This window comes from Bacillus sp. GW823-FHT06A10, from assembly GCF_058795375.1.
In genome coordinates, this window is the sequence record NZ_JBXAHT010000001.1 from 512,071 (window position 1) to 531,938 (window position 19,868).

A 19,868-nucleotide genomic window follows, 5' to 3' on the forward strand; every position below is an offset into this window, starting at 1 on the left:
ATATAAAACGTGTGTTCTTATTTTTTTGGTTCTGTGATATAGTCTTTGTGTTATAATTTACATATTGAAAAGTGGAGGTTAGATGGAATGTCAATTACAAATTTCGTGAAATCTATACAAGATATAATGAGACAAGACCCTGGTGTCGATGGAGACGCTCAGCGAATTTCTCAATTAGTTTGGATGCTATTCCTAAAAATATATGATGCAAAGGAAGAAGAAGAGTGGGAAGTATTTGAAGACGATTATGTTTCAATCATTCCTGAAGGTTTGAAATGGCGTGATTGGGCAAAAACGGATGAAGAAACTGGACAAGCTATGACAGGTAGTGAGCTTGTTGAATTTATTAATGAAAAGTTATTCCCTACTTTAAAAGAGTTAGAAATTGATGAGCAAACAGAAGAACGTGCAGCTATTGTTAAATATGTTTTTGAAGATGCGTATAACTACATGAAAAACGGTACATTAATTCGTCAAGTTATTGATGTTATAGATAACATTGACTTTGGTTCTTATGAAGAGCGACATGCTTTTAATGACATTTATGAGACGATTTTAAAAGACCTGCAGAGTGCAGGGAATAGTGGGGAGTATTATACACCACGAGCAGTTACGGAATTTATTGTTGAAATGTTAGATCCGCAAGTAGGAGAAAAATTTGCTGACTTTGCATGTGGTACAGGTGGGTTTTTAACTTGCGCTTTAGAACACATGAAAAAGCAACCAGAATATAAACGTACAGGTGGCGAAGAATCCGTATTTAACGGATTAATTGGAATTGAAAAGAAACCAATGCCGCACTTATTGGCTGTTACAAACCTGATTCTTCATGGTGTAGATGCTCCTAAGATTAAACGTGATAACTCATTAGAGATTGATACTCGTGATATTTCAGATGAACAAAAAGTTGATAAAATTGGAATGAATCCTCCATTTGGTGGAGTAGAGGAAAAATCTGTTCAAACTAATTTTAAAAAGGAATTCCAAACAGCCGAAACAGCAGATTTGTTCATGGTCATGATTATGGAACGGTTAAAAGAAAATGGTAAAGCTGGAGTTGTATTACCTGATGGATTCTTATTTGGAACAGAAGGTGTAAAAAGAAATATAAAAGAAAAGTTGTTGAAGGAATTTAATCTCCATACAATTATACGTTTACCTAATGGTGTATTTGCCCCATACACAGGTATTAACACAAATTTACTATTTTTCGATAAAATAGGACCAACAAGAGAAGTTTGGTTTTATGAGCATCAATTACCAGAGGGTTATAAGAACTATACAAAAACAAAACCAATTCGTTTAGAAGAATTTGATGCTGAACGTGAATGGTGGAATAATAGAGAAGAAAATAATTTTGCATGGAAAGTAACAATCGATGAAGTGAAGGTAAGAAATTATAACTTAGACTTTAAAAAGCCGTATAGTAAAGAAGATGAGTTGCTTTCCCCAGAAGAAGCACTACAGAAATATGATAGAGCTATGCAACAAGTACAAAAAGTGAAAAATACATTAAAACAAGAACTATCAGCTATTTTGGAGGGAATGAAATGAGTTTGCTCCTAGAACATTTTGATACTATTTTTGACTCTCCAGAATCCACAAAGAAATTGCAAGAGCTTATTTTAGATATGGCTGTAAGAGGGAAACTAGTTCCGCAAGATCTGAATGATGAACCAGCAAGTGTATTATTAGAAAAAATCAAGATAAAAAAAGAAAAATTAATTAAAGAAAAGAAAATAAAAAAAGAAAAAACATTACCTCCAATTACGGAAGAAGAGAAGCCTTTTGAATTACCTAAGGGGTGGGAGTGGGTTAGATTACAATATTTAATTGAAAAGATTGGTGCAGGAAGTACACCTCGTGGGGGAAGGGCAGTTTATGTAGATGCAGGTATTAAATTTATTAGGTCACAAAACGTTTGGAATGATGGACTATACTTAAAAGATATTGCTTGTATTACAGAAGAAATCAATAATAAGATGTCAGGAAGTATAGTTAAACCAAATGACTTACTATTGAATATTACTGGTGCTTCAATTGGAAGATGCTGTATCGTACCTTCTACTTTTGATATTGGAAATGTAAATCAACATGTATCAATTATAAGATTGGTAGATGATAACGATACATTAAGACACTATTTACATTACTGTCTAATTTCAAATTATATTCAAAAGACTATTATGTCAACTCAAGTTGGTATATCTAGGGAAGGTTTAAGTATTTCTAAACTTATTGAATTTAAAATTCCTATCCCTCCTTTAAGTGAACAAAAGCGTATTGTAGAAAAAGTAGATCGATTAATGAATTTTTGCGAAATGTTAAAAAAACAATTAGAAAAGAAACAAAGAAGAAAAGATAGATTAAATAAATCTGCTTTCTCTTCTTTAGAAAAGTCAACAACGGAAGCCGAACTACGAGGAAGTTTGCAATTTGTTATATCTAATTTACAATTACTTTGTACAGATACGGAACATGTATTACAGTTACGGAATTCCATTTTATCACTTGCTGTGAAAGGGAAACTTGTAACCAAAAATGAAAATGGTGAACCCGCAAGTATGTTATTAGAAAAAATAGCAGAAGAAAAAGAACGATTAATTAGAGAAAAGAAATTAAAAAGAGAGAAGCCATTATCCCAAATTACAAATGAGGAGAAACCTTTTAACGTACCTAAAGGATGGGAATGGGTAAGGCTACAGGACATATCACATTTAATAACTAAAGGTTCTTCACCAAAATGGCAGGGTGTTGAGTATACAGAAAATCCCGATGATGTTTTATTTATTACAAGTGAAAATGTCGGGAAATTCAATCTCATCCTAAAGAAAAAGAAATATGTTGAGAAAAAATTCAATGAGATAGCGCCGAGGTCATTATTACAAAAAGGCGATTTGCTAATGAATATCGTTGGGGCTTCTATAGGAAGAACCGCAATTTTTAATGAAGATGCTTGTGCCAATATAAATCAGGCTGTGTGTTTAATTCGACTAACTCCACTTGTAATTAAAGAATACTTACTGCTCTTTTTTAACAGTCCGTTATGTATAAGTTATATGTATGATAAACAAGTAGATAGTGCTAGAGCGAATTTAAGTATGAGTAATATTGCTAAATTTTTAATTTCTTTGCCACCATTACATGAGCAACAACGTATAGTTGAGAAAGTCAACAGGCTAATGATTTTATGCGATGAATTAGAAGCAAATATTGAAAAATCTAAGCACGAGAGCGAGCAGCTAATGAAATCTGTATTACAAGAAACTTTTACAGTAAAAGAAGAAGTGTTAAATTAATTTAAGATCCATTCATTTTGCATAATTGAAAATATATCGTGTTAAAATGAATGGATTTTTTTATTGTGAGTGTTGTGGATTAGGTAAGTAACGGATTATACTGGGGGTAAATGCACAATATTATTTCGATTACATAATAAAAATATATCGAAAGGATGTTGTAAATGGGATTACCTAGTATGTATGATGATGTTCATTTGCCGTTATTGACATTAGTTGATACGTATCCCATTAAGAGTTTGAAAGAGGCAGTAGAAGTATTGGCACATTTTTTCGGTTTAACTGATGAAGAACTGAATGAAAGAGTTAAATCTGGTGGGAAGAAATTCTACTCACAAGTAAGTTTTTCTATGAAGCGATTAATTGAAGCGGGGCTAGTTTTTAAAGGTATAAAACCTTTTAGAACAACTGATAATGCAAGAAAAGTATTAGCGAAAAAATCAAATAAGATTACAAATCATGATATTAATGAATTGATTAAGAGGAAGCAAACTTTAAAGGCTCAAAGAGAGAAAGAGTTAGAAAAAAAGCTGATCTTTAAAAGATATGAGAAATATCTCCAGAAATTAAAAAAAGTCCACCATACTTACTTTGAAGAAATTTGCGGATTAGTTCTATCTAGAATGTATAATGTAGATTTTTTACAATGCGTAGAAATTACCCCCAAAAGCAATGATGGTGGTATTGATGGTATCGTTCATTTGGGAAAAGATAAAAACTCTAAAATTTACTTTGAGTCTAAACGATACAATGATGGAAATGTTGGTAGAAAATTAGTGCAACAATTCTCAGGTGCATTAGATCCATATTTAGATCCATATAAGTGTATAAAAGGTTACTATATTACCACAGGGAAATTTGCTCGCAAGGCTAATGATTATGTAGAAGAAATAAAAAGATGCAAAGATATAATATTGATAGATGGGTATAAGCTTGTTGAGCTCATTTTTAAATACAAACTTGAAAACGAAATAAAAATGGATTGAGCAATAGCTATTCTATGCAGTTGTTTTCTTTGTTCTTATGAAATAGAAATTTTACCATATAACGCTCATTGTATTTATTGATTAATGAGCGTTATTTTTTTTGATTTCTTTCCTTACACTGAAAATAAACACAATATAATAGTATTATGAAAGGTAGGTGAAAACACGATTTCATTTTTCACATTCTCTTATAATTTTTAAATTAAATTGTCCATAATTAAATTACTCATTATAACCACGTATCATTCATTTGGTACGTGGGATCTTGCTGTATATACACATCTTTTCACGGACAGCAAACGGCAATTATTTATAAAAGTATTAATAGAAATGCAAAATCTATACCGTTTCGTGTCCGTCACCATTTAACCAATCATAAAACAGTTGATTTCGTGGATTATCGTATGTACGTGTTCCATTCCGAAATGAAATATGGTTTATTACGTTTTTGATTGCTCCACGAATATATACTTTGAGATTGCTGATATTATTTTTATTTTTGATTTCATCAATGACCTTGAAGAACACCTTTTTGCTGATTCCATTTTCACGTGCAAATACATATTCCTCGTGAATAATATCGTTTTGTATAACATCTTCTTTGTTAACAGTACTAGTATTTATAACTTTATTTTGATTAGAAATATATACTTCGGAATGATTAGAAAAACTTCTAGAAGGCGATTCAACAATATCATGGCATACCGTATCATCATTGACTTCCTCCGTTTGTTCACCGTTTGACATATCCGTTTGACATTTATCATTTAACTGTAAATTTTCTTTACAGTTGGCTAGTGGAATGAACGTAAATACTAATGAAGCGAATTGTTCCGATACATTACGATTTTGTTCAATTTGAATTAAATCAGCGCATCTGTCTTTAATTTTCTTTAGGTTGCGTGAAATTGTAGAAGCGGTAACATCACATTTAACTGCTAATGTTGAATTTTTTTGTGATACTACGAACGAGCATTTTGCGTACGCTTGTTGAGAAATCGCTTCGATAATAGTAAATAAAGTGGATCCAGTTTTAACGTTCAGTCGTTCAAGCAAACGTTTCTGAATGTAATTAATATCGCTTTTAATACACATAAGTATTCTCCTTTTCATGGAGAAGAAACTTTGCTACAATTAAATAAGCAAGTCCTTCTCGGATTTGTGGTGAACCGTTTATTCCCAAACTTTGGTCGGTGGGGGAGTAGACGGTTTTATTTTATTTCCTTTTATTACTTCGCTTACGATTGATTACATTTTCACTGCCAAAAAATCCATAAGTCGCATGTTTCTCTTGAACGGTACTATCCGCCAAATGACTGTATATAAGAACAGTTCGTAAATCAGCATGTCCAAGGATTTTTCGTAATGATTCAATATCACCAGAAGATGATAAATAATGAGTAGCCGCTGAATGACGTATCAAATGCAAATAGAATCGCTTTTTAATTTTGGACTCAATAGCGTATTTACGAAAATCACGAAGCACATTGTTTTTGCTTAACATACGTCCGCTTAATGATAAGAAAATTAAATCATCAACATCGCCTTCAAATGCTTCATTTTCCTCTAGCAATTGCATAAGTAGACGATATGTTTTATTTGATAATGGTACGGTACGAGATTTTCGTGATTTGGCGTTATTGGATTGTATAATTACCGCTCGGTTTGTATGGTCAATATTTGATGGTGATAACAACAATGCTTCGGTTATACGAAACATGCCATCAATGAGAAGGTGTAACAATACATAGTCACGAAAATGTTTGAAACTTTTATTGGAGTACGATTTTGCCACCTTCAATAAATTGTTCAATTCATCAATCGAAAGAATGTCAATTTGTGTGTTATCTTTACGGAATCCCTCGAATTTATTGAATGGATTTTTGCTGATGATTTCTTGGCGTAAACACCAATTTATAAATGTTTTCAATCGCTTAATCCTACTAGAAATCGTTTCATCCGCTAATCCAACAGTTTGAGCACTTTCAGGCACGTAAGCGTGACCTTCAAAGCGTATATATTCATTTTTTAACCAGTAGACCCAGTCAGAAATGAAGTTTGTTGTAATCTCATTCATATAAAATGTGTGAGCATTTTGTGTTCTATGAAATGCCTTAATGCTATTAAACATAAGAAGGAATTGATTCAATGATTTGGGGCGTAAATTCTGTTTCACTTTACTGTCAACAAATCTTTCGAATACACGTTCAACAGAATCTTCTTTTGAAATTTTGCTAGTTTTTCGTTTGTGGGGTTGTCGTTTTTTTACGATTTCTTTTTCAGTGAAGTATGTTAAAGACATAAAAAAACCTCCTTCATTCTCATTTAGAGTTAAAGGAGGAGTTTCAATCAAAACTTGAGCGGTACTCACCGTTAGTTTTGGTCAAAATATGAAATTATCAACAGTTGATACAATAGGATATGACCCCGGAGAGGCTCGAACTCACGACCTCCACCCTGTCAAGGTGGCGCTCTCCCTGCTGAGCTACGGGATCCCAACTATAAATATTACGACCAGCAATGTGTTTTCATTCGTGTAATCGGAGGATTTGTATAATCTGTTGAATATTGTAACATTTGATGTATTTCTATAATAGCAACAAACTTTAATAGTGTAAAGATTTAATTTTCTGAATATTATCATTCCAATTTGTATATAAAAAATAAGCCCCGAAGAGCTTATTTCAATAATAATAATAATATCACCGCAATTATCAATGAAATCATCAAAAATACAAGCATAAATAATGGAGCTTGTTCATGAGCTATCTTCCTGTAAGTGTCATTGAAGCTGTATAAATTGTATCTACAGAACCGTCAACATTTGTAATTTTAACTTTGTAACGATATTCCCCGTTTTCTGAAAGTTGTCCACCCCAACCAGTGGTATTGTAAAATTCTTCGTTTGTTCCAGCTGGTAATTCGGAGCCAAAATTGAAGTCAGTTTCATAGTAACCCCAGCCACTTGTCCATTTCTTTTCAATAGTTACACGATAGCGCACATCTTCAGCTCTATCATTTGTGATTTTTGCAATCATATTTTGGCCGTAGCTGTACTCTGTAGCGTGTAATTGAATTGTGAAACCATTCAACGTTTCGCTAGGACCACAAATATAACGACAGAACTCGCTTGCTCCGTCAGCATGTGCCTTCGGTGTATCAATGTTCATAGCTGTTAAACCGCCTAAAGCTAAAGCTCCTGTTAATAATACTTTACTAAATGCTTTCACTTGAAATTCCCCCTAAGTATATTCTCAATTCATTCCATAGATATCACATTAAGTAGTTTTATAACATTAATCTAATCGAACACTTTTTTCCTCGAGTGCATTCGCTATGAATCTTTCATCTTGTAGTAATCTAATCTCTACATAAAATTTCATAGTTTTGATTCCATATATGTATCATGATTTACATAGAACAAATCTGTTAATACGTTTTGGTTAATTGCTTATCCCACTACTTTTTATTACCTTTTATTGGTAAAACATTGATTTTATTATATACCATTATTATCTATTTACAAGAGAAAATCATACTGTATGCAAAAATGCATAATAAAAAACACTGCTTGTATTCTGAATTACAGAATACAAGCAGTGTTGAGTTTCAATTAATATTTGATTGGAACCTAATGCTTATACATATATCATCGTTTATTAAAGTCATAATTGATAAACCTTGTCCAGGGGACGCCCTTTCTGCTGAGATACGGGATTTTCAAAAGGGAAAGTATAAGCGATTATGAGAGTAATGTATGAAGGAATAATGATGAGAAGCGAATTTAGTAGAAAGTAGTCTTTAGATGCAGAGGTTATATTATTTCCGATACCAATCTAAAGGACCTTCATCACTCAAATCAACACGAAAAGGGAACAAGAAGTGTAAAGGTAAGCTTATAAGTTCTGGCATAGCGTTCACTGTTTTTTTTGATAGATATTGCCTCCCAAAACAATACGGACAATCTTTTTCAAATGCCAAGAGTATCGACCATACGTCTTTTACTTTCCATTTCGTTTTACAATACGTACAACGCGCCATTGAGTTCCTCCTCAGTTTAAGGTGTTTTCTAATATATTCTACTTTATTGTACGAAAGTCATTTGAATTTGATGTGGTAAAATGCAAAACAAGCCTAACCTCGTTCTACATTCAGGAAGGGGCTAGGCTTGTTTTAATTCCGTTCAAAGTCTCTTTGTATCAGGCTGTTTATACATTGCCTAGATAGCTTCGTGTTAAATTCGGGAGAATAATTTTTCCGTTTTTACTGTATTTTTCGAATAGCTCTGATAGGAGAAAAATAAAATTTTTATACTGTTCGTCATTTTCTTTCGGAGCATAAGATGCTGATAAATTCCTTCCCAAAAACCCTTCATAATCAAAAAGTAAATCATTTTGATATTCTTTAAACTCATACTTTCCATCCTTAAAAAAGCTATTAAATATTTCTGGAGTTTCATCTATTCCACCGCTAAATCCTTTAAAGTTTGGGCAGGTTTTCTGGCAAATTTCTGCGTTCTCTTTAATAAGTGGACTAGTTAAATCTCTACTATTCCAAACAAGTGCAACATTTGCTTTTTGTTTTAAAATTCGTTGGCATTCGATTTTGAAAGCCTCTTTATTAAACCAATGAAATGCTTGGGCAACAGTTACTAAATCTACACTATTTTCTTTTAAAGTGGTATGTTCAGCAGTTGCTTTTATGGATTGAAAACGAGAATATAGTTTTAACGATTGCTCAGCCATCTTTCTCATATCATCATTTGGCTCAACTCCAATAACATGTAAACCACTTTCAAGCAGCTGGTGGCTAAATATCCCTGTACCTGAACCAATATCAGCCACAATCCGATTCCCTTTCAGTTGGTTAGCTGAAAGCAAGTAATCAATATATTCATTAGGATAACTAGGGCGATATTTTGCATATATATCGGCCCTGTCAGTAAAATTTTCTGTTGTTTTCACAGTACTACCTTCTTTCTTACGATATTATGTACAGAAATAGAAATTAAATATGAATTCCGGCATCAGTCTCTAAGTCTACAACTTAAGAGTCCAGCTAAATAGAAAGCCTCAGTTTCTTTATTCAAATATCCTTTATCCGTTTAGTATACTATTTTAGATAATATCTTCCAAAAGACTAGAATGGCTTACTCAATTATGTTTTAAAGTGTATATTTTTATGGATTTATTTAATAATTTATGAGCGATTGTATGTCGTATTACGTTTACGTAGGTAAGAGATTTTCATTTTTGCTATTTAAATTGGCCAATATATCCTTTTTACAATTTACTGAAAATCATGTATAACAGAGATACATGATTATTTTATCTCGCTATTTGCGGGCAGTAAGATCCCTTACCTCGAAATTTAGCAAAAGTAAAGAAGTTAGGTTGGGGTCGGGATGGCCGTAAAAGTCCGATTGGTGAGGGTTGATGAAAGTTTCACTTTATAAATATTCAGAAGTAGAGGGAGAAAAGTTGTAATGGTAAGAAAAACGTTCAAGATGCGCGTGTCTAAAAATAGAACGATTTCGATTAATGGCTCGATTCTTGATGTGGATGTTACACATGATGAATTTTTACAAGAGTTTGTTGAGTGGGTCGATTCTAAAGGTTGGTCGTTTATGGGGATAACCGATGAGATTACGCCCGAGGAAGCTAGTCAAAAGTTAATAGATTCGTTGATAGATGAGAAGGATAAGAAAGAGTAATTCCTTCTTATTTTTATTGTATATTTATGTTCTTTATCGTAAAAATATGATATAGTAAAAAATAGTGAAAATTCTTCCAGTTTAATACAAATTACATATGATTGGTAGATTTCTTATTTTGTTAGAGGAGTAAATGGAAAAGGGAGAGTCATATGGTAAATTTTAAGAAAATTTTGGTTTTTATTACAGTTATTTGTTTGTTTTTGTTGACACCTATGACATTGCGTGCTGAGACGAATATTGGAGTAAATCCAGAACAAGTTGCACCACCACCTGCAGAAGGACCGAATGTTTTTAGTCAGTTTGCAACGACAATTGATGCGAAAACAGGAGATGTTATGTATGACAAAAACGCATATCACCGAGCATATCCTGCTAGTACGACGAAGGTGTTAACAGCGATTTTACTCATGGAGCATACAAAGCCAGAGGATCAATTTACATTTTCACAATTAGCATTAGATCAAGAGAAGAGTAATTATCAAATTGAGTTTCAACCTGGAGAGACAATTAATAGAAATACTGCGCTTATGATTTTAATGGTGCTGAGTGCGAATGATGTGTCGTATGCGATTGCGGAGCGGATTGGCGGGAGTGTTGAGAATTTCGCTAATATGATGAATGAGAAAGCGAAGCAATTAGGGGCGAAAGATAGCCACTTTGTAACACCGAATGGACTGCATGATCCGAACCATTATACGACGCCGTATGATATGGCTATGATTACGAAGGGTGTGCAAAAGTATCCTGAAATTTTACAAGCGATGAATACGAAAAGAACGACAGTTACGACGTCTAGGCAGACGGTGTCTATTTTTAATAAATCTAATTTTTTTGAAAATCCATATAGCATTGGCGGTAAGACAGGGTTTACGAATGAAGCGCGTAATACGCTTGTTTTATTAAATGAGAAAGATGGAAACCGTATTATAAGCGTAGTAATGGCTTCTCAAAGACCTGAAATTTATGAAGATTTGAAGCAGATGGCGGAATATTCTTTCGGTCAATTTACGAAGCAAATGGTGCTGGATAAACATAATTGGCATCAAAAAACAACATATTTAAATAAAGATGTTAATTCTGAGTTGGAACAAAGTGCGGAGCTTATGCTTAAGAAAGATGAAGGAAAAAATGTGAAAACTATTTTCCGGGCGGCTTCATTAGATAAAGAATCTTTATATCATAAAGGAATACATCGTGGTGAGGTAGTTGGTGCAGTTGATATTACGAAAAATAATCAAACAATTGCGACGGTAAATGTTCTTTCAACAGAAGATGTCACTTTTGCGATGCCTAAAAAAGATACAACTATGCCTGAAGTAAAAGACTCAAATGTTAAAGTAATAAGTGTTGGGATAGGTGCGATTGTATTATTTGGAGCAATTTTATATGTAGTGTTGCGCCGAAATACAAAAGGAATGAAATCAGAAGGTAAATAAATTACTAATATAAAGATTGTGTGAAATTTTGGCACAGTCTTTTTTTTATACTTTAAATAACTAATAATTGTAAATTTTCTTATTGCAATAACTTAAAGTTCGTTATATCATTTACTTGTGTTCTTGTTAAAGAACATAATGGATATTGCATACTTCAAATAATATAAAACAACGGAGAGGGAGAGAGACGATGAAATTAATTTGGAAGGTAATTAGCAACGCGATCTCATTTGTTTTATTTGCATTGATGGTTTTTTTAGCTTTTGTAGTTATTTCTTCAAAAGCGAGCGGTGGTGATCCGACAGTGATGGGATATCAATTTAAGAGCGTTCTTTCAGGATCAATGGAGCCGACGTTTTTAACAGGATCAATCATTGCAATAGAACCAAACAAAGATGGTTCTAAATATCAAAAAGGTGATGTTATTACCTTTAAAGAGAAAGATCAAAAAATTATCACTCACCGTATTATCGGTGTGAAAGATACAAATGGAAAAGTAATGTATGAAACAAAAGGGGATAACAACAACGGACCAGATTTAGAGCCAGTACTTGCAGAAAATGTAGTTGGAAAGTATGCAGATATTACAGTTCCGTACGTTGGTTATTTACTGAATTATGCGAATTCAAAAGCGGGAGCAGCATTACTTCTTATTATTCCAGGAGTCTTTTTACTTGGATATTCCGCGATTTCTATTTTTGGGGCTATTCGTAGCATTGACGGAGAAAAGAAAGATAAAAAAGTAGAACAATCCGTCTAGTTCGTTTGGTTATACTTTCCGTTTAGGAAGTTAACAAATATATATATATTAAGGGGATATGGACATGACTTTAAAGAAAAAATTAGGAATGGGTATTACATCAGCAGTACTAGGAGCAGCGTTAGTTGGTGGAGGAACATTTGCATTTTTCAGTGATAAAGAAGTGTCAAACAATACATTTGCGGCTGGGACACTGGATTTAGCATTAAATCCATCAACAGTTGTTAACGTATCGAATTTAAAACCTGGGGATACAATTGAAAAAGAATTTAAACTAGAAAATAAAGGCTCTTTAGATATTAAAAAGGTTTTACTGAAAACAGATTATAATGTAGAAGATGTAAAGAAAGATAATAAAGATGATTTTGGTAAACATATTAAAGTAACATTCTTAAAAAATGTAGATAAGCATGAGACAATTGTGAAACAAACTACTTTAGATAAATTAAAAGGTGACACACTTACAGCTGTAGATAATGATTTATCGGCTTGGTTCTGGGATGAAAAAGGTATTTCAGCAGGTAAATCTGATAAATTCAAAGTGAAATTTGAGTTCGTTGATAATGGAAAAGATCAAAATCAATTCCAAGGCGATAAGTTACAATTAAATTGGACGTTTGATGCACAACAAACAGCAGGTGAAGAAAGATAATAACAAAAAGGGCTATCACATGGATAGCCCTTTTTCTATTTTTCTAGTATTTGTCTATCAATTTTAATAGTTCTTTACTATAATATAGATAATGTTCTGTATAAAGAACGTAATGTTCGATGGGAGAGATTAAGATGCTGAAAAGACCGCGTAATTTTAAAAAGATGCTTATATTGCCGTGTATGTGTTCTATTACGTTTTATTTAGGATCTCAAATTATGACGCATACAGAAGCGGCGTTCATTCATGAAACGAAAGTAGAAGCGACGTTTTCTACAGCAATTATATTTCCGAAAACAGTTAATACGTTAAAAGAGCAATCCGAGAAACATAAACAGTTTATTGAGCGTGAGTATGGAACGATGAAGGGAAAATCGAAAGCAACTTCTATTGAAGAAATAAAACAGGCGATTTCTGTATGGCAACAAGGGCGTGAGAAAATTGTTGCTGAGAAGGAAGCCCTGCAAAATGTATATACTGAAATAGAAGCTCCTTACAATCAAATACAAGAAGAATTAAAGGTAAATAAAGATGAGTCGATGCAGCAAGTGTCCATATATGTAAATGAAGGCTTCCGCAGTATCAAAGAGAAGCGTGACTATATTGAGAAAGAAATTAGCTTGAAAGCTATTGATGAGCAAATTCAGGCTCTTCAGCAACAATTAAACATTGCAATTGAAGCGGAAGGACAAAAGAAAGCCGAAGAACAAAAGAAAGTAGAAGAACAGAAGAAAGCCGAAGAACAAAAGAAAGTAGAAGAACAAAAGAAAGTAGAAGAACAGAAGAAAGTAGAAGAACAGAAGAAAGTAGAAGAACAAAAGAAAGCCGAAGAACAGAAGAAAGTAGAAGAACAAAAGAAAGCCGAAGAACAGAAGAAAGTAGAAGAACAAAAGAAAGCGGAAGAACAGAAAAAGCTAGAAGAGCAGAAGAAAGCGGAGTAACTGCTTTAGTGAAACAGTCAGAAAACAAGAATGTGGTGTAAGAGAGAGTGAACGAATAAGTAAGACTAGTAATATTTATACGAGTGTGAGGGAACGTTAGCCCTCACTTCTTTATTTTTCTTTTTTCTTATAGTATTAAATGATTTGAGCGTGAAAAAATAAATAAATTATCATTCTTTTTTCTGAAAAGTCTAAATAATATTGAGAAATAAAAATAACTGAAAATATTAATAAATATGTGTTGTGTTTATATAGGTTTGTTCGTTATAATGAACATAAGGTTTTTAAAAAAGAACGCATATTAGCTAAGCTAATATAGTTTTCTTTACATCTCTTATTGAAAAATAAGTGATAAAAATATAAAAAAAAGCTAGGGGGAATTGATTGTGAGTCTGAAAAAGAAATTAGGTATGGGAGTTGCATCAGCAGCATTGGGGTTAGCTTTAATTGGTGGAGGAACATTTGCATTCTTTAGCGATAAAGAAGTATCAAACAATACATTTGCAGCTGGGACGTTAGACCTTACATTAAACCCTAAGACGCTTGTAGATATTAAAGATTTAAAACCAGGGGATTCTGTTAAGAAAGAGTTCTTATTACAAAACAGCGGTTCGTTAACTATTAAAGACGTTAAATTAGCAACAAAGTACACTGTTAAAGATGCAAAAGGTGATAATGCTGGTGAAGACTTTGGTAAGCACGTTAAAGTAAAATTCCTTTGGAACTGGGATAAACAAAGTGAGCCTGTATACGAAACAACTTTAGCAGACTTACAAAATGTGGATCCAGATCTTTTAGCTAAAGACATCTTTGCTCCTGAGTGGGGAGAAAAGGGTGGATTAGCAGCTGGTACAGAGGATTATCTATGGGTGCAATTTGAATTTGTAGATGATGGAAAAGACCAAAATATCTTCCAAGGTGATACATTGAATTTAGAATGGACATTCAATGCTAACCAAGAAGCTGGGGAAGAAAAATAATAAAAAAGCGGGTATTCCCGCTTTTTTTTATAAAGAAAAAGAAGTGCTGGTTGTAAGCACTTCTTTCTATTATTATTTTTGATTTTGCTTCCACTTTGTAAATTCAAGAAATTCACGAAATTGTTCTTTGGAGACACCAGAGTTCATTGCATCTTTAACGAGTTGTGTCCATTCGGAGTCTAGGTTAGTTTCCTTTGTTGTTTCATCATGAAGTAAAGTATCAACTGGAATTTGTAGAACTGCTGCGATCTTTTCAAGAAACTGAATGGAAGGGTTTTTTTGTAAATTTCGTTCTATAGAACTAATGTAAGATTTAGCAACGCCAGCTTTTTCGGCAAGTTCAGTTAATGAAATACCTTTTTGTAAACGAAGGCGTTTTATACGTTCTCCAATCATATTTGCGCACCTTTCTATCAATATGTAGTTGTCTTATGATGTCATTATTATAACATAAACTTCGTTAAAAAGAACAAACCTATTGAGCCTGACTGGATGGCTTCATACGTTGGAAAAATTGCTCGATGTCTTGCATGGCGATACCAGCATCTAGAGCTTCAAGTATTAAATCAATCCATTCTTGATCCAGTGCGTCTGTCTTATCTTTGTACAAATGTAATTCCTCCCTAATTATCGGTCATAATTGCTGCTACAGAACACATGATAATGAAATCCGATTTTGTGTTTTATATAATGAATTATCAAATATTGTGTAGATGAAACAAAGATAAAATCCCCATTAAACTCCCTCTATGGAAATTATAAATTGTTCGATAAAAACTTTCAATATTTTCAGAAAACATTGTTGAATTGTGATATATTCGTATGCTAACTATGAAATTTTTACAAATATATTAAAAACATTACATAATATGACTAAATATTGAAAAAATATTGAATTTTTAATAAAATTCAATTTGTAATACATATTATTTATTAGGGGAGGAAATATGGGATGAACAAGAAACCGTTCAAAGTTTTGTCATCAATCGCTTTGACAGCTGTATTAGGCCTTTCATTCGGAGCTGGAACTCAATCTGCATATGCTGAAACGCCTGTGAATAAAACAGCTACGAGCCCAGTTGATGATCATTTAATTCCGGAAGAACGTTTAGCAGATGCGCTAAAAAAACGTGGGGTAATTGATTCGAAGGCTTCAGAGACAGAAACAAAGAAAGCAGTCGAAAAGTATGTAGAGAACAAAAAGGGTGAAAATCCTGGAAAAGAAGCAGCAAATGGGGACCAGCTTACGAAAGATGCATCCGACTTTTTAAAGAAAGTAAAAGATGCGAAAGCAGACACGAAAGAAAAATTAAATGAACCAGCAACAGGGACACCTGCAGCGACAGGCCCAGTTAAAGGCGGACTAAATGGTAAAGTACCAACTTCTCCAGCAAAGGGAAAAGACTATAACGGTGAAGTTCGAAAAGACAAAGTACTCGTTTTACTTGTAGAGTACGCTGACTTTAAACATAATAATATCGACAAAGAGCCTGGATATATGTATTCTAACGATTTTAATAAAGAACATTATGAAAAAATGTTATTCGGCAACGAGCCATTCACATTAGATGATGGAAGCAAAATCGAAACATTTAAACAATATTACGAAGAGCAATCTGGTGGTAGTTACACAGTGGACGGAACAGTTACAAAATGGTTAACAGTTCCTGGTAAAGCTGCTGATTACGGTGCAGATGCTGCTAGCGGCGGCCATGATAATAAAGGACCAAAAGGGCCACGTGATTTAGTAAAAGATGCATTAAAAGCGGCTGTAGATAGCGGTATTGATTTATCAGAGTTCGATCAGTTCGATCAATACGATGTAAATGGTGATGGAAATAAAAATCAACCAGATGGTTTAATCGATCACTTAATGATTATTCATGCGGGTGTTGGACAAGAAGCAGGCGGTGGTAAATTAGGCGATGATGCAATTTGGTCGCACCGTTGGACAGTTGGACCAAAGCCATTCCCAATTGAAGGTACACAAGCGAAAGTTCCATATTGGGGCGGAAAGATGGCAGCATTCGACTACACAATTGAACCAGAAGATGGAGCGGTTGGTGTATTCGCACATGAATATGGTCACGATTTAGGTCTTCCAGATGAGTACGATACACAATATAGTGGTCAAGGTGAGCCGATTGAAGCTTGGTCTATTATGAGTGGCGGAAGCTGGGCTGGTAAAATCGCTGGAACGACGCCAACGAGTTTCTCACCACAAAATAAAGAGTTTTTCCAAAAAACAATTGGTGGTAACTGGGCAAATATCGTAGAAGTAGATTACGAGAAATTAAATAAAGGTATCGGTCTAGCGACATATTTGGATCAAAGTGTTACGAAATCAGATCGACCAGGTATGATCCGTGTTAACTTACCAGATAAAGATGTTAAAACAATTGAGCCAGCATTTGGTAAACAATATTATTACAGCACAAAAGGTGACGATCTTCATACGAAGATGGAAACACCGTTGTTTGATTTAACGAATGCAACGAATGCAAAATTTGATTTCAAGTCATTATATGAGATTGAAGCAGGTTATGATTTCCTTGAAGTACACGCTGTAACAGAAGATGGTAAACAAACGTTAATTGAAAGACTTGGCGAGAAAGCAACTAGTGGAAATGCAGATTCGACAAATGGAAAATGGATTGACAAATCATATGATTTAAGTCAATTCAAAGGCAAGAAAGTAAAATTAACATTTGATTACATTACTGATGGTGGTTTAGCATTAAATGGATTCGCTCTTGATAATGCTTCATTAACAGTAGATGGTAAAGTAGTATTCTCTGATGATGCAGAAGGTACACCACAATTAAAATTAGATGGTTTCGTTGTATCTAACGGAACAGAAAAGAAAAAACATAACTACTATGTTGAGTGGAGAAACTATGCTGGGGCAGATAACGCGTTGAAATTTGCTCGCGGTCCAGTATTTAACACTGGTATGGTTGTATGGTATGCAGATTCAGCTTATACAGATAACTGGGTTGGTGTACATCCAGGACACGGTTTCCTTGGTGTTGTTGATTCTCATCCAGAAGCAATTGTTGGTACTTTAAATGGTAAACCAACAGTTAAGAGCAGTACACGATTCCAAATCGCTGATGCTGCGTTCTCATTCGACAAAACGCCAGCTTGGAAAGTTGTATCTCCAACGCGTGGAACATTTACGTATGATGGCTTAGCAGGCGTACCGAAGTTTGATGATTCTAAAACGTATATTAATCAACAGATTCCAGATGCAGGACGTATTTTACCGAAGCTTGGTTTGAAATTTGAAGTAGTAGGACAAGCTGATGATAATTCTGCAGGTGCTGTTCGTTTATATCGTTAATACAGTAAAACTACCGAGAGATTTTTTTTCGGTAGTTTTTTTGTGAGCAATGAATTTTATATAGCTGAAAAAGTCATATATAATGTAACTTTAAGAATAGAAATTTGTTATATATGAAGTTTATATAAATAATGAAAGAATTGGATAAAAATAGTGGGAGAAGGTGAGTGAATGAGTATTTCCTCTATTGTAAGTAGGCAAAAGGAATATTTTTTAAAAGGGCATACGAGAAGCATCGAAATAAGAAAGAATAATTTGAAGAAGCTTTATGAAGGCATTCAGCATTTTGAAGAAGAAATATTTCAGGCGTTGAAATTAGATTTAAATAAGTCAGTTCACGAGTCGTTTACAACGGAAGTTGGATATGTATTAAAAGAAATTTCCTTTCAATTGAAACATATGTCATCATGGAGTAAACCGAAGCGAGTTCGAACAGCACTCACTCATTTTGGATCAAAAGGAAAAGTAGTGCCAGAACCGTATGGTGTGACGCTTATTATTGCACCGTGGAACTATCCTTTTCAATTAGCAATTGCACCACTTGTAGGGGCACTGGCAGCTGGAAATACAATCGTTTTAAAGCCGTCAGAGTTAACGCCAAGCGTTTCAAAAGTGCTTAAGATAATGTTAGATGAATTATTCCCAGAAGAGCTTGTAGCGGTAGTAGAAGGTGGCGTTGAAGAGAGTACATCTTTGCTGAGGGAACCAATTGATTATATTTTCTTTACTGGTAGTGTTGGCGTTGGAAAAGTTGTAATGGAAGCAGCAGCGAAACAGTTGACGCCGCTTACGTTAGAACTTGGCGGGAAAAGTCCTTGTATTGTACATAAAGATGCAAAGATAGAGATGACAGCAAGAAGAATTGTTTGGGGTAAGTTTTTAAATGCAGGGCAGACATGTGTAGCGCCTGATTATATGTACGTGCATTCTTCCGTGAAAGAACAGCTAGTTGAGGCACTGCGACATGAAATCACAGAGCAGTATAGTAAAGAACCTTTGCAAAATGAAAATTACGTGCGTATTGTAAGTGAGCGTCATTTTGAACGATTATGTGGATTTTTACAAGATGGTCAAGTCGTAATTGGTGGAAACTATAAGAAAGATACATTACATATTGAACCGACAGTGCTAGCGGATGTTACATGGCAAGATGCTGTTATGGAAGATGAAATTTTTGGTCCGATTTTACCAATCATAGAGTACGACAATATAGAAGATGTAATTGGCACAATCCAGCAACATCCGAAGCCGTTAGCGTTATATGTATTTTCGGAAGATAAAGAAGTACAAAAGAAAGTGACGAGTAATATTTCATATGGTGGAGGCTGTATTAATGATGTTGTCTACCATCTTGCCACGCCATATTTACCTTTTGGGGGTGTTGGAAGTAGTGGATTAGGGGGTTATCATGGGAAAGAAAGTTTTCGGACTTTTTCACATTATAAAAGCATTTTAGCCCAATCTACAGCATTCGACATGAAAATTCGTTACTCTTCTACAAAAAGTGCTTTAAAATTCATACGAAAGTTGTTAAAATGATGATGGTGTTTATCAGTAGGCGTAGCCGTATGATAATAGCCCCTTCGCGATGGAAGGGGTTTTTCTGTTCGACGTTATGTATCATGCGAAAATGAATCAAACATACTACATAAAGAATAGAAACGAACGCTTGCTAAATAACCATTTTTGTTTGGATCGAAACAAAAAATAGTCTATAGAACATAAATATTTATTCATGAATATAAAAATTTAAAA

The 19,868-nt window shown here is 33.9% G+C and carries 18 protein-coding genes and 1 tRNA gene; 11 read left to right on the forward strand and 8 right to left on the reverse strand.

Annotated elements, in window-relative coordinates; translation table 11 throughout:
* Window positions 1–87: 87 nt before the first annotated feature.
* The 3 genes from AC1Q8M_RS02665 to AC1Q8M_RS02675 all read left to right on the forward strand — a co-directional run bounded on the left by AC1Q8M_RS02665 (window position 88) and on the right by AC1Q8M_RS02675 (window position 4,285).
* A complete protein-coding gene (locus tag AC1Q8M_RS02665; RefSeq protein WP_098855615.1) occupies window positions 88–1,554 on the forward strand; it encodes a class I SAM-dependent DNA methyltransferase in 1,467 nt (488 codons plus the stop codon).
* A complete protein-coding gene (locus AC1Q8M_RS02670; protein WP_098855614.1) occupies window positions 1,551–3,299 on the forward strand; it encodes a restriction endonuclease subunit S in 1,749 nt (582 codons plus the stop codon). Before AC1Q8M_RS02665 ends, AC1Q8M_RS02670 begins: the two co-directional genes overlap by 4 nt.
* A 164-nt stretch (window positions 3,300–3,463) precedes the next feature.
* Complete coding sequence (locus tag AC1Q8M_RS02675; RefSeq protein ID WP_098855613.1) at window positions 3,464–4,285, forward strand: restriction endonuclease; 822 nt, start codon at window positions 3,464–3,466, stop codon at window positions 4,283–4,285.
* Window positions 4,286–4,624: 339 nt separating this feature from the next.
* Here the strand turns inward: AC1Q8M_RS02675 and AC1Q8M_RS02680 are convergent, their stop codons facing one another.
* The 6 genes from AC1Q8M_RS02680 to AC1Q8M_RS02705 all read right to left on the reverse strand — a co-directional run bounded on the left by AC1Q8M_RS02680 (window position 4,625) and on the right by AC1Q8M_RS02705 (window position 9,249).
* Entirely contained in the window at window positions 4,625–5,380 is a 756-nt protein-coding gene (locus tag AC1Q8M_RS02680) for a hypothetical protein (RefSeq protein ID WP_255291850.1), read from the reverse strand.
* A 121-nt stretch (window positions 5,381–5,501) separates the two neighbouring features.
* Window positions 5,502–6,587 (reverse strand): tyrosine-type recombinase/integrase, encoded by a 1,086-nt coding sequence (locus AC1Q8M_RS02685; protein WP_255291849.1) that lies wholly within the window; start codon window positions 6,585–6,587, stop codon window positions 5,502–5,504.
* A gap of 120 nt (window positions 6,588–6,707) precedes the next feature.
* A tRNA-Val gene (locus AC1Q8M_RS02690) sits at window positions 6,708–6,780 on the reverse strand.
* 270 nt (window positions 6,781–7,050) lie between these two features.
* Entirely contained in the window at window positions 7,051–7,515 is a 465-nt protein-coding gene (locus AC1Q8M_RS02695; protein ID WP_098365690.1) for a hypothetical protein, read from the reverse strand.
* Window positions 7,516–8,104: 589 nt separating this feature from the next.
* Window positions 8,105–8,326: a hypothetical protein gene (locus tag AC1Q8M_RS02700; protein WP_098365689.1), complete on the reverse strand. Its 222-nt coding sequence runs from the start codon at window positions 8,324–8,326 to the stop codon at window positions 8,105–8,107.
* Between the two features lie 167 nt (window positions 8,327–8,493).
* The gene (locus AC1Q8M_RS02705) at window positions 8,494–9,249 is read right to left on the reverse strand and encodes a class I SAM-dependent methyltransferase (RefSeq protein WP_098361239.1); all 756 of its coding nucleotides are present in this window, start codon (window positions 9,247–9,249) and stop codon (window positions 8,494–8,496) included.
* 521 nt (window positions 9,250–9,770) lie between these two features.
* Between AC1Q8M_RS02705 and AC1Q8M_RS02710 the strand changes: the two genes are divergently transcribed.
* From AC1Q8M_RS02710 to calY, 6 genes are all read left to right on the forward strand, one after another.
* Window positions 9,771–9,998 (forward strand): hypothetical protein, encoded by a 228-nt coding sequence (locus AC1Q8M_RS02710; protein ID WP_000251856.1) that lies wholly within the window; start codon window positions 9,771–9,773, stop codon window positions 9,996–9,998.
* A 152-nt stretch (window positions 9,999–10,150) separates the two neighbouring features.
* Window positions 10,151–11,437 carry a D-alanyl-D-alanine carboxypeptidase family protein gene (locus AC1Q8M_RS02715; RefSeq protein ID WP_016513126.1) on the forward strand — a complete coding sequence of 429 codons (1,287 nt, stop codon included), beginning with the start codon at window positions 10,151–10,153 and terminating at the stop codon, window positions 11,435–11,437.
* A gap of 190 nt (window positions 11,438–11,627) precedes the next feature.
* Window positions 11,628–12,197, forward strand: a complete 570-nt coding sequence (sipW, locus tag AC1Q8M_RS02720) for a signal peptidase I SipW (protein WP_000767802.1) — start codon at window positions 11,628–11,630, stop codon at window positions 12,195–12,197.
* 64 nt (window positions 12,198–12,261) lie between these two features.
* Window positions 12,262–12,849 carry a CalY family protein gene (locus tag AC1Q8M_RS02725; protein WP_000172852.1) on the forward strand — a complete coding sequence of 196 codons (588 nt, stop codon included), beginning with the start codon at window positions 12,262–12,264 and terminating at the stop codon, window positions 12,847–12,849.
* A gap of 134 nt (window positions 12,850–12,983) precedes the next feature.
* Window positions 12,984–13,790 (forward strand): DUF4047 domain-containing protein, encoded by an 807-nt coding sequence (locus AC1Q8M_RS02730; RefSeq protein ID WP_492334115.1) that lies wholly within the window; start codon window positions 12,984–12,986, stop codon window positions 13,788–13,790.
* Between the two features lie 386 nt (window positions 13,791–14,176).
* Window positions 14,177–14,770, forward strand: a complete 594-nt coding sequence (gene calY, locus AC1Q8M_RS02735; protein WP_000053715.1) for a biofilm matrix protein CalY — start codon at window positions 14,177–14,179, stop codon at window positions 14,768–14,770.
* 72 nt (window positions 14,771–14,842) lie between these two features.
* Here calY and AC1Q8M_RS02740 read toward each other — a convergent pair whose 3' ends face one another.
* Both AC1Q8M_RS02740 and AC1Q8M_RS02745 read right to left on the reverse strand, forming a co-directional pair.
* Window positions 14,843–15,166, reverse strand: a complete 324-nt coding sequence (locus AC1Q8M_RS02740) for a helix-turn-helix domain-containing protein (protein ID WP_000578885.1) — start codon at window positions 15,164–15,166, stop codon at window positions 14,843–14,845.
* Between the two features lie 79 nt (window positions 15,167–15,245).
* Window positions 15,246–15,380, reverse strand: coding sequence for an anti-repressor SinI family protein (locus AC1Q8M_RS02745; RefSeq protein WP_000276219.1), 135 nt, complete (start codon window positions 15,378–15,380; stop codon window positions 15,246–15,248).
* A gap of 342 nt (window positions 15,381–15,722) precedes the next feature.
* Here AC1Q8M_RS02745 and inhA1 point away from each other — a divergent pair, with 342 nt between their 5' ends.
* Both inhA1 and AC1Q8M_RS02755 read left to right on the forward strand, forming a co-directional pair.
* Window positions 15,723–18,113, forward strand: a complete 2,391-nt coding sequence (gene inhA1, locus AC1Q8M_RS02750) for a M6 family metalloprotease immune inhibitor InhA1 (RefSeq protein WP_001035939.1) — start codon at window positions 15,723–15,725, stop codon at window positions 18,111–18,113.
* 171 nt (window positions 18,114–18,284) lie between these two features.
* On the forward strand, window positions 18,285–19,652 hold the full coding sequence (locus AC1Q8M_RS02755) for an aldehyde dehydrogenase (protein ID WP_097822210.1): 1,368 nt from the start codon (window positions 18,285–18,287) through the stop codon (window positions 19,650–19,652).
* The last annotated feature ends 216 nt before the right edge of the window (window positions 19,653–19,868 follow it).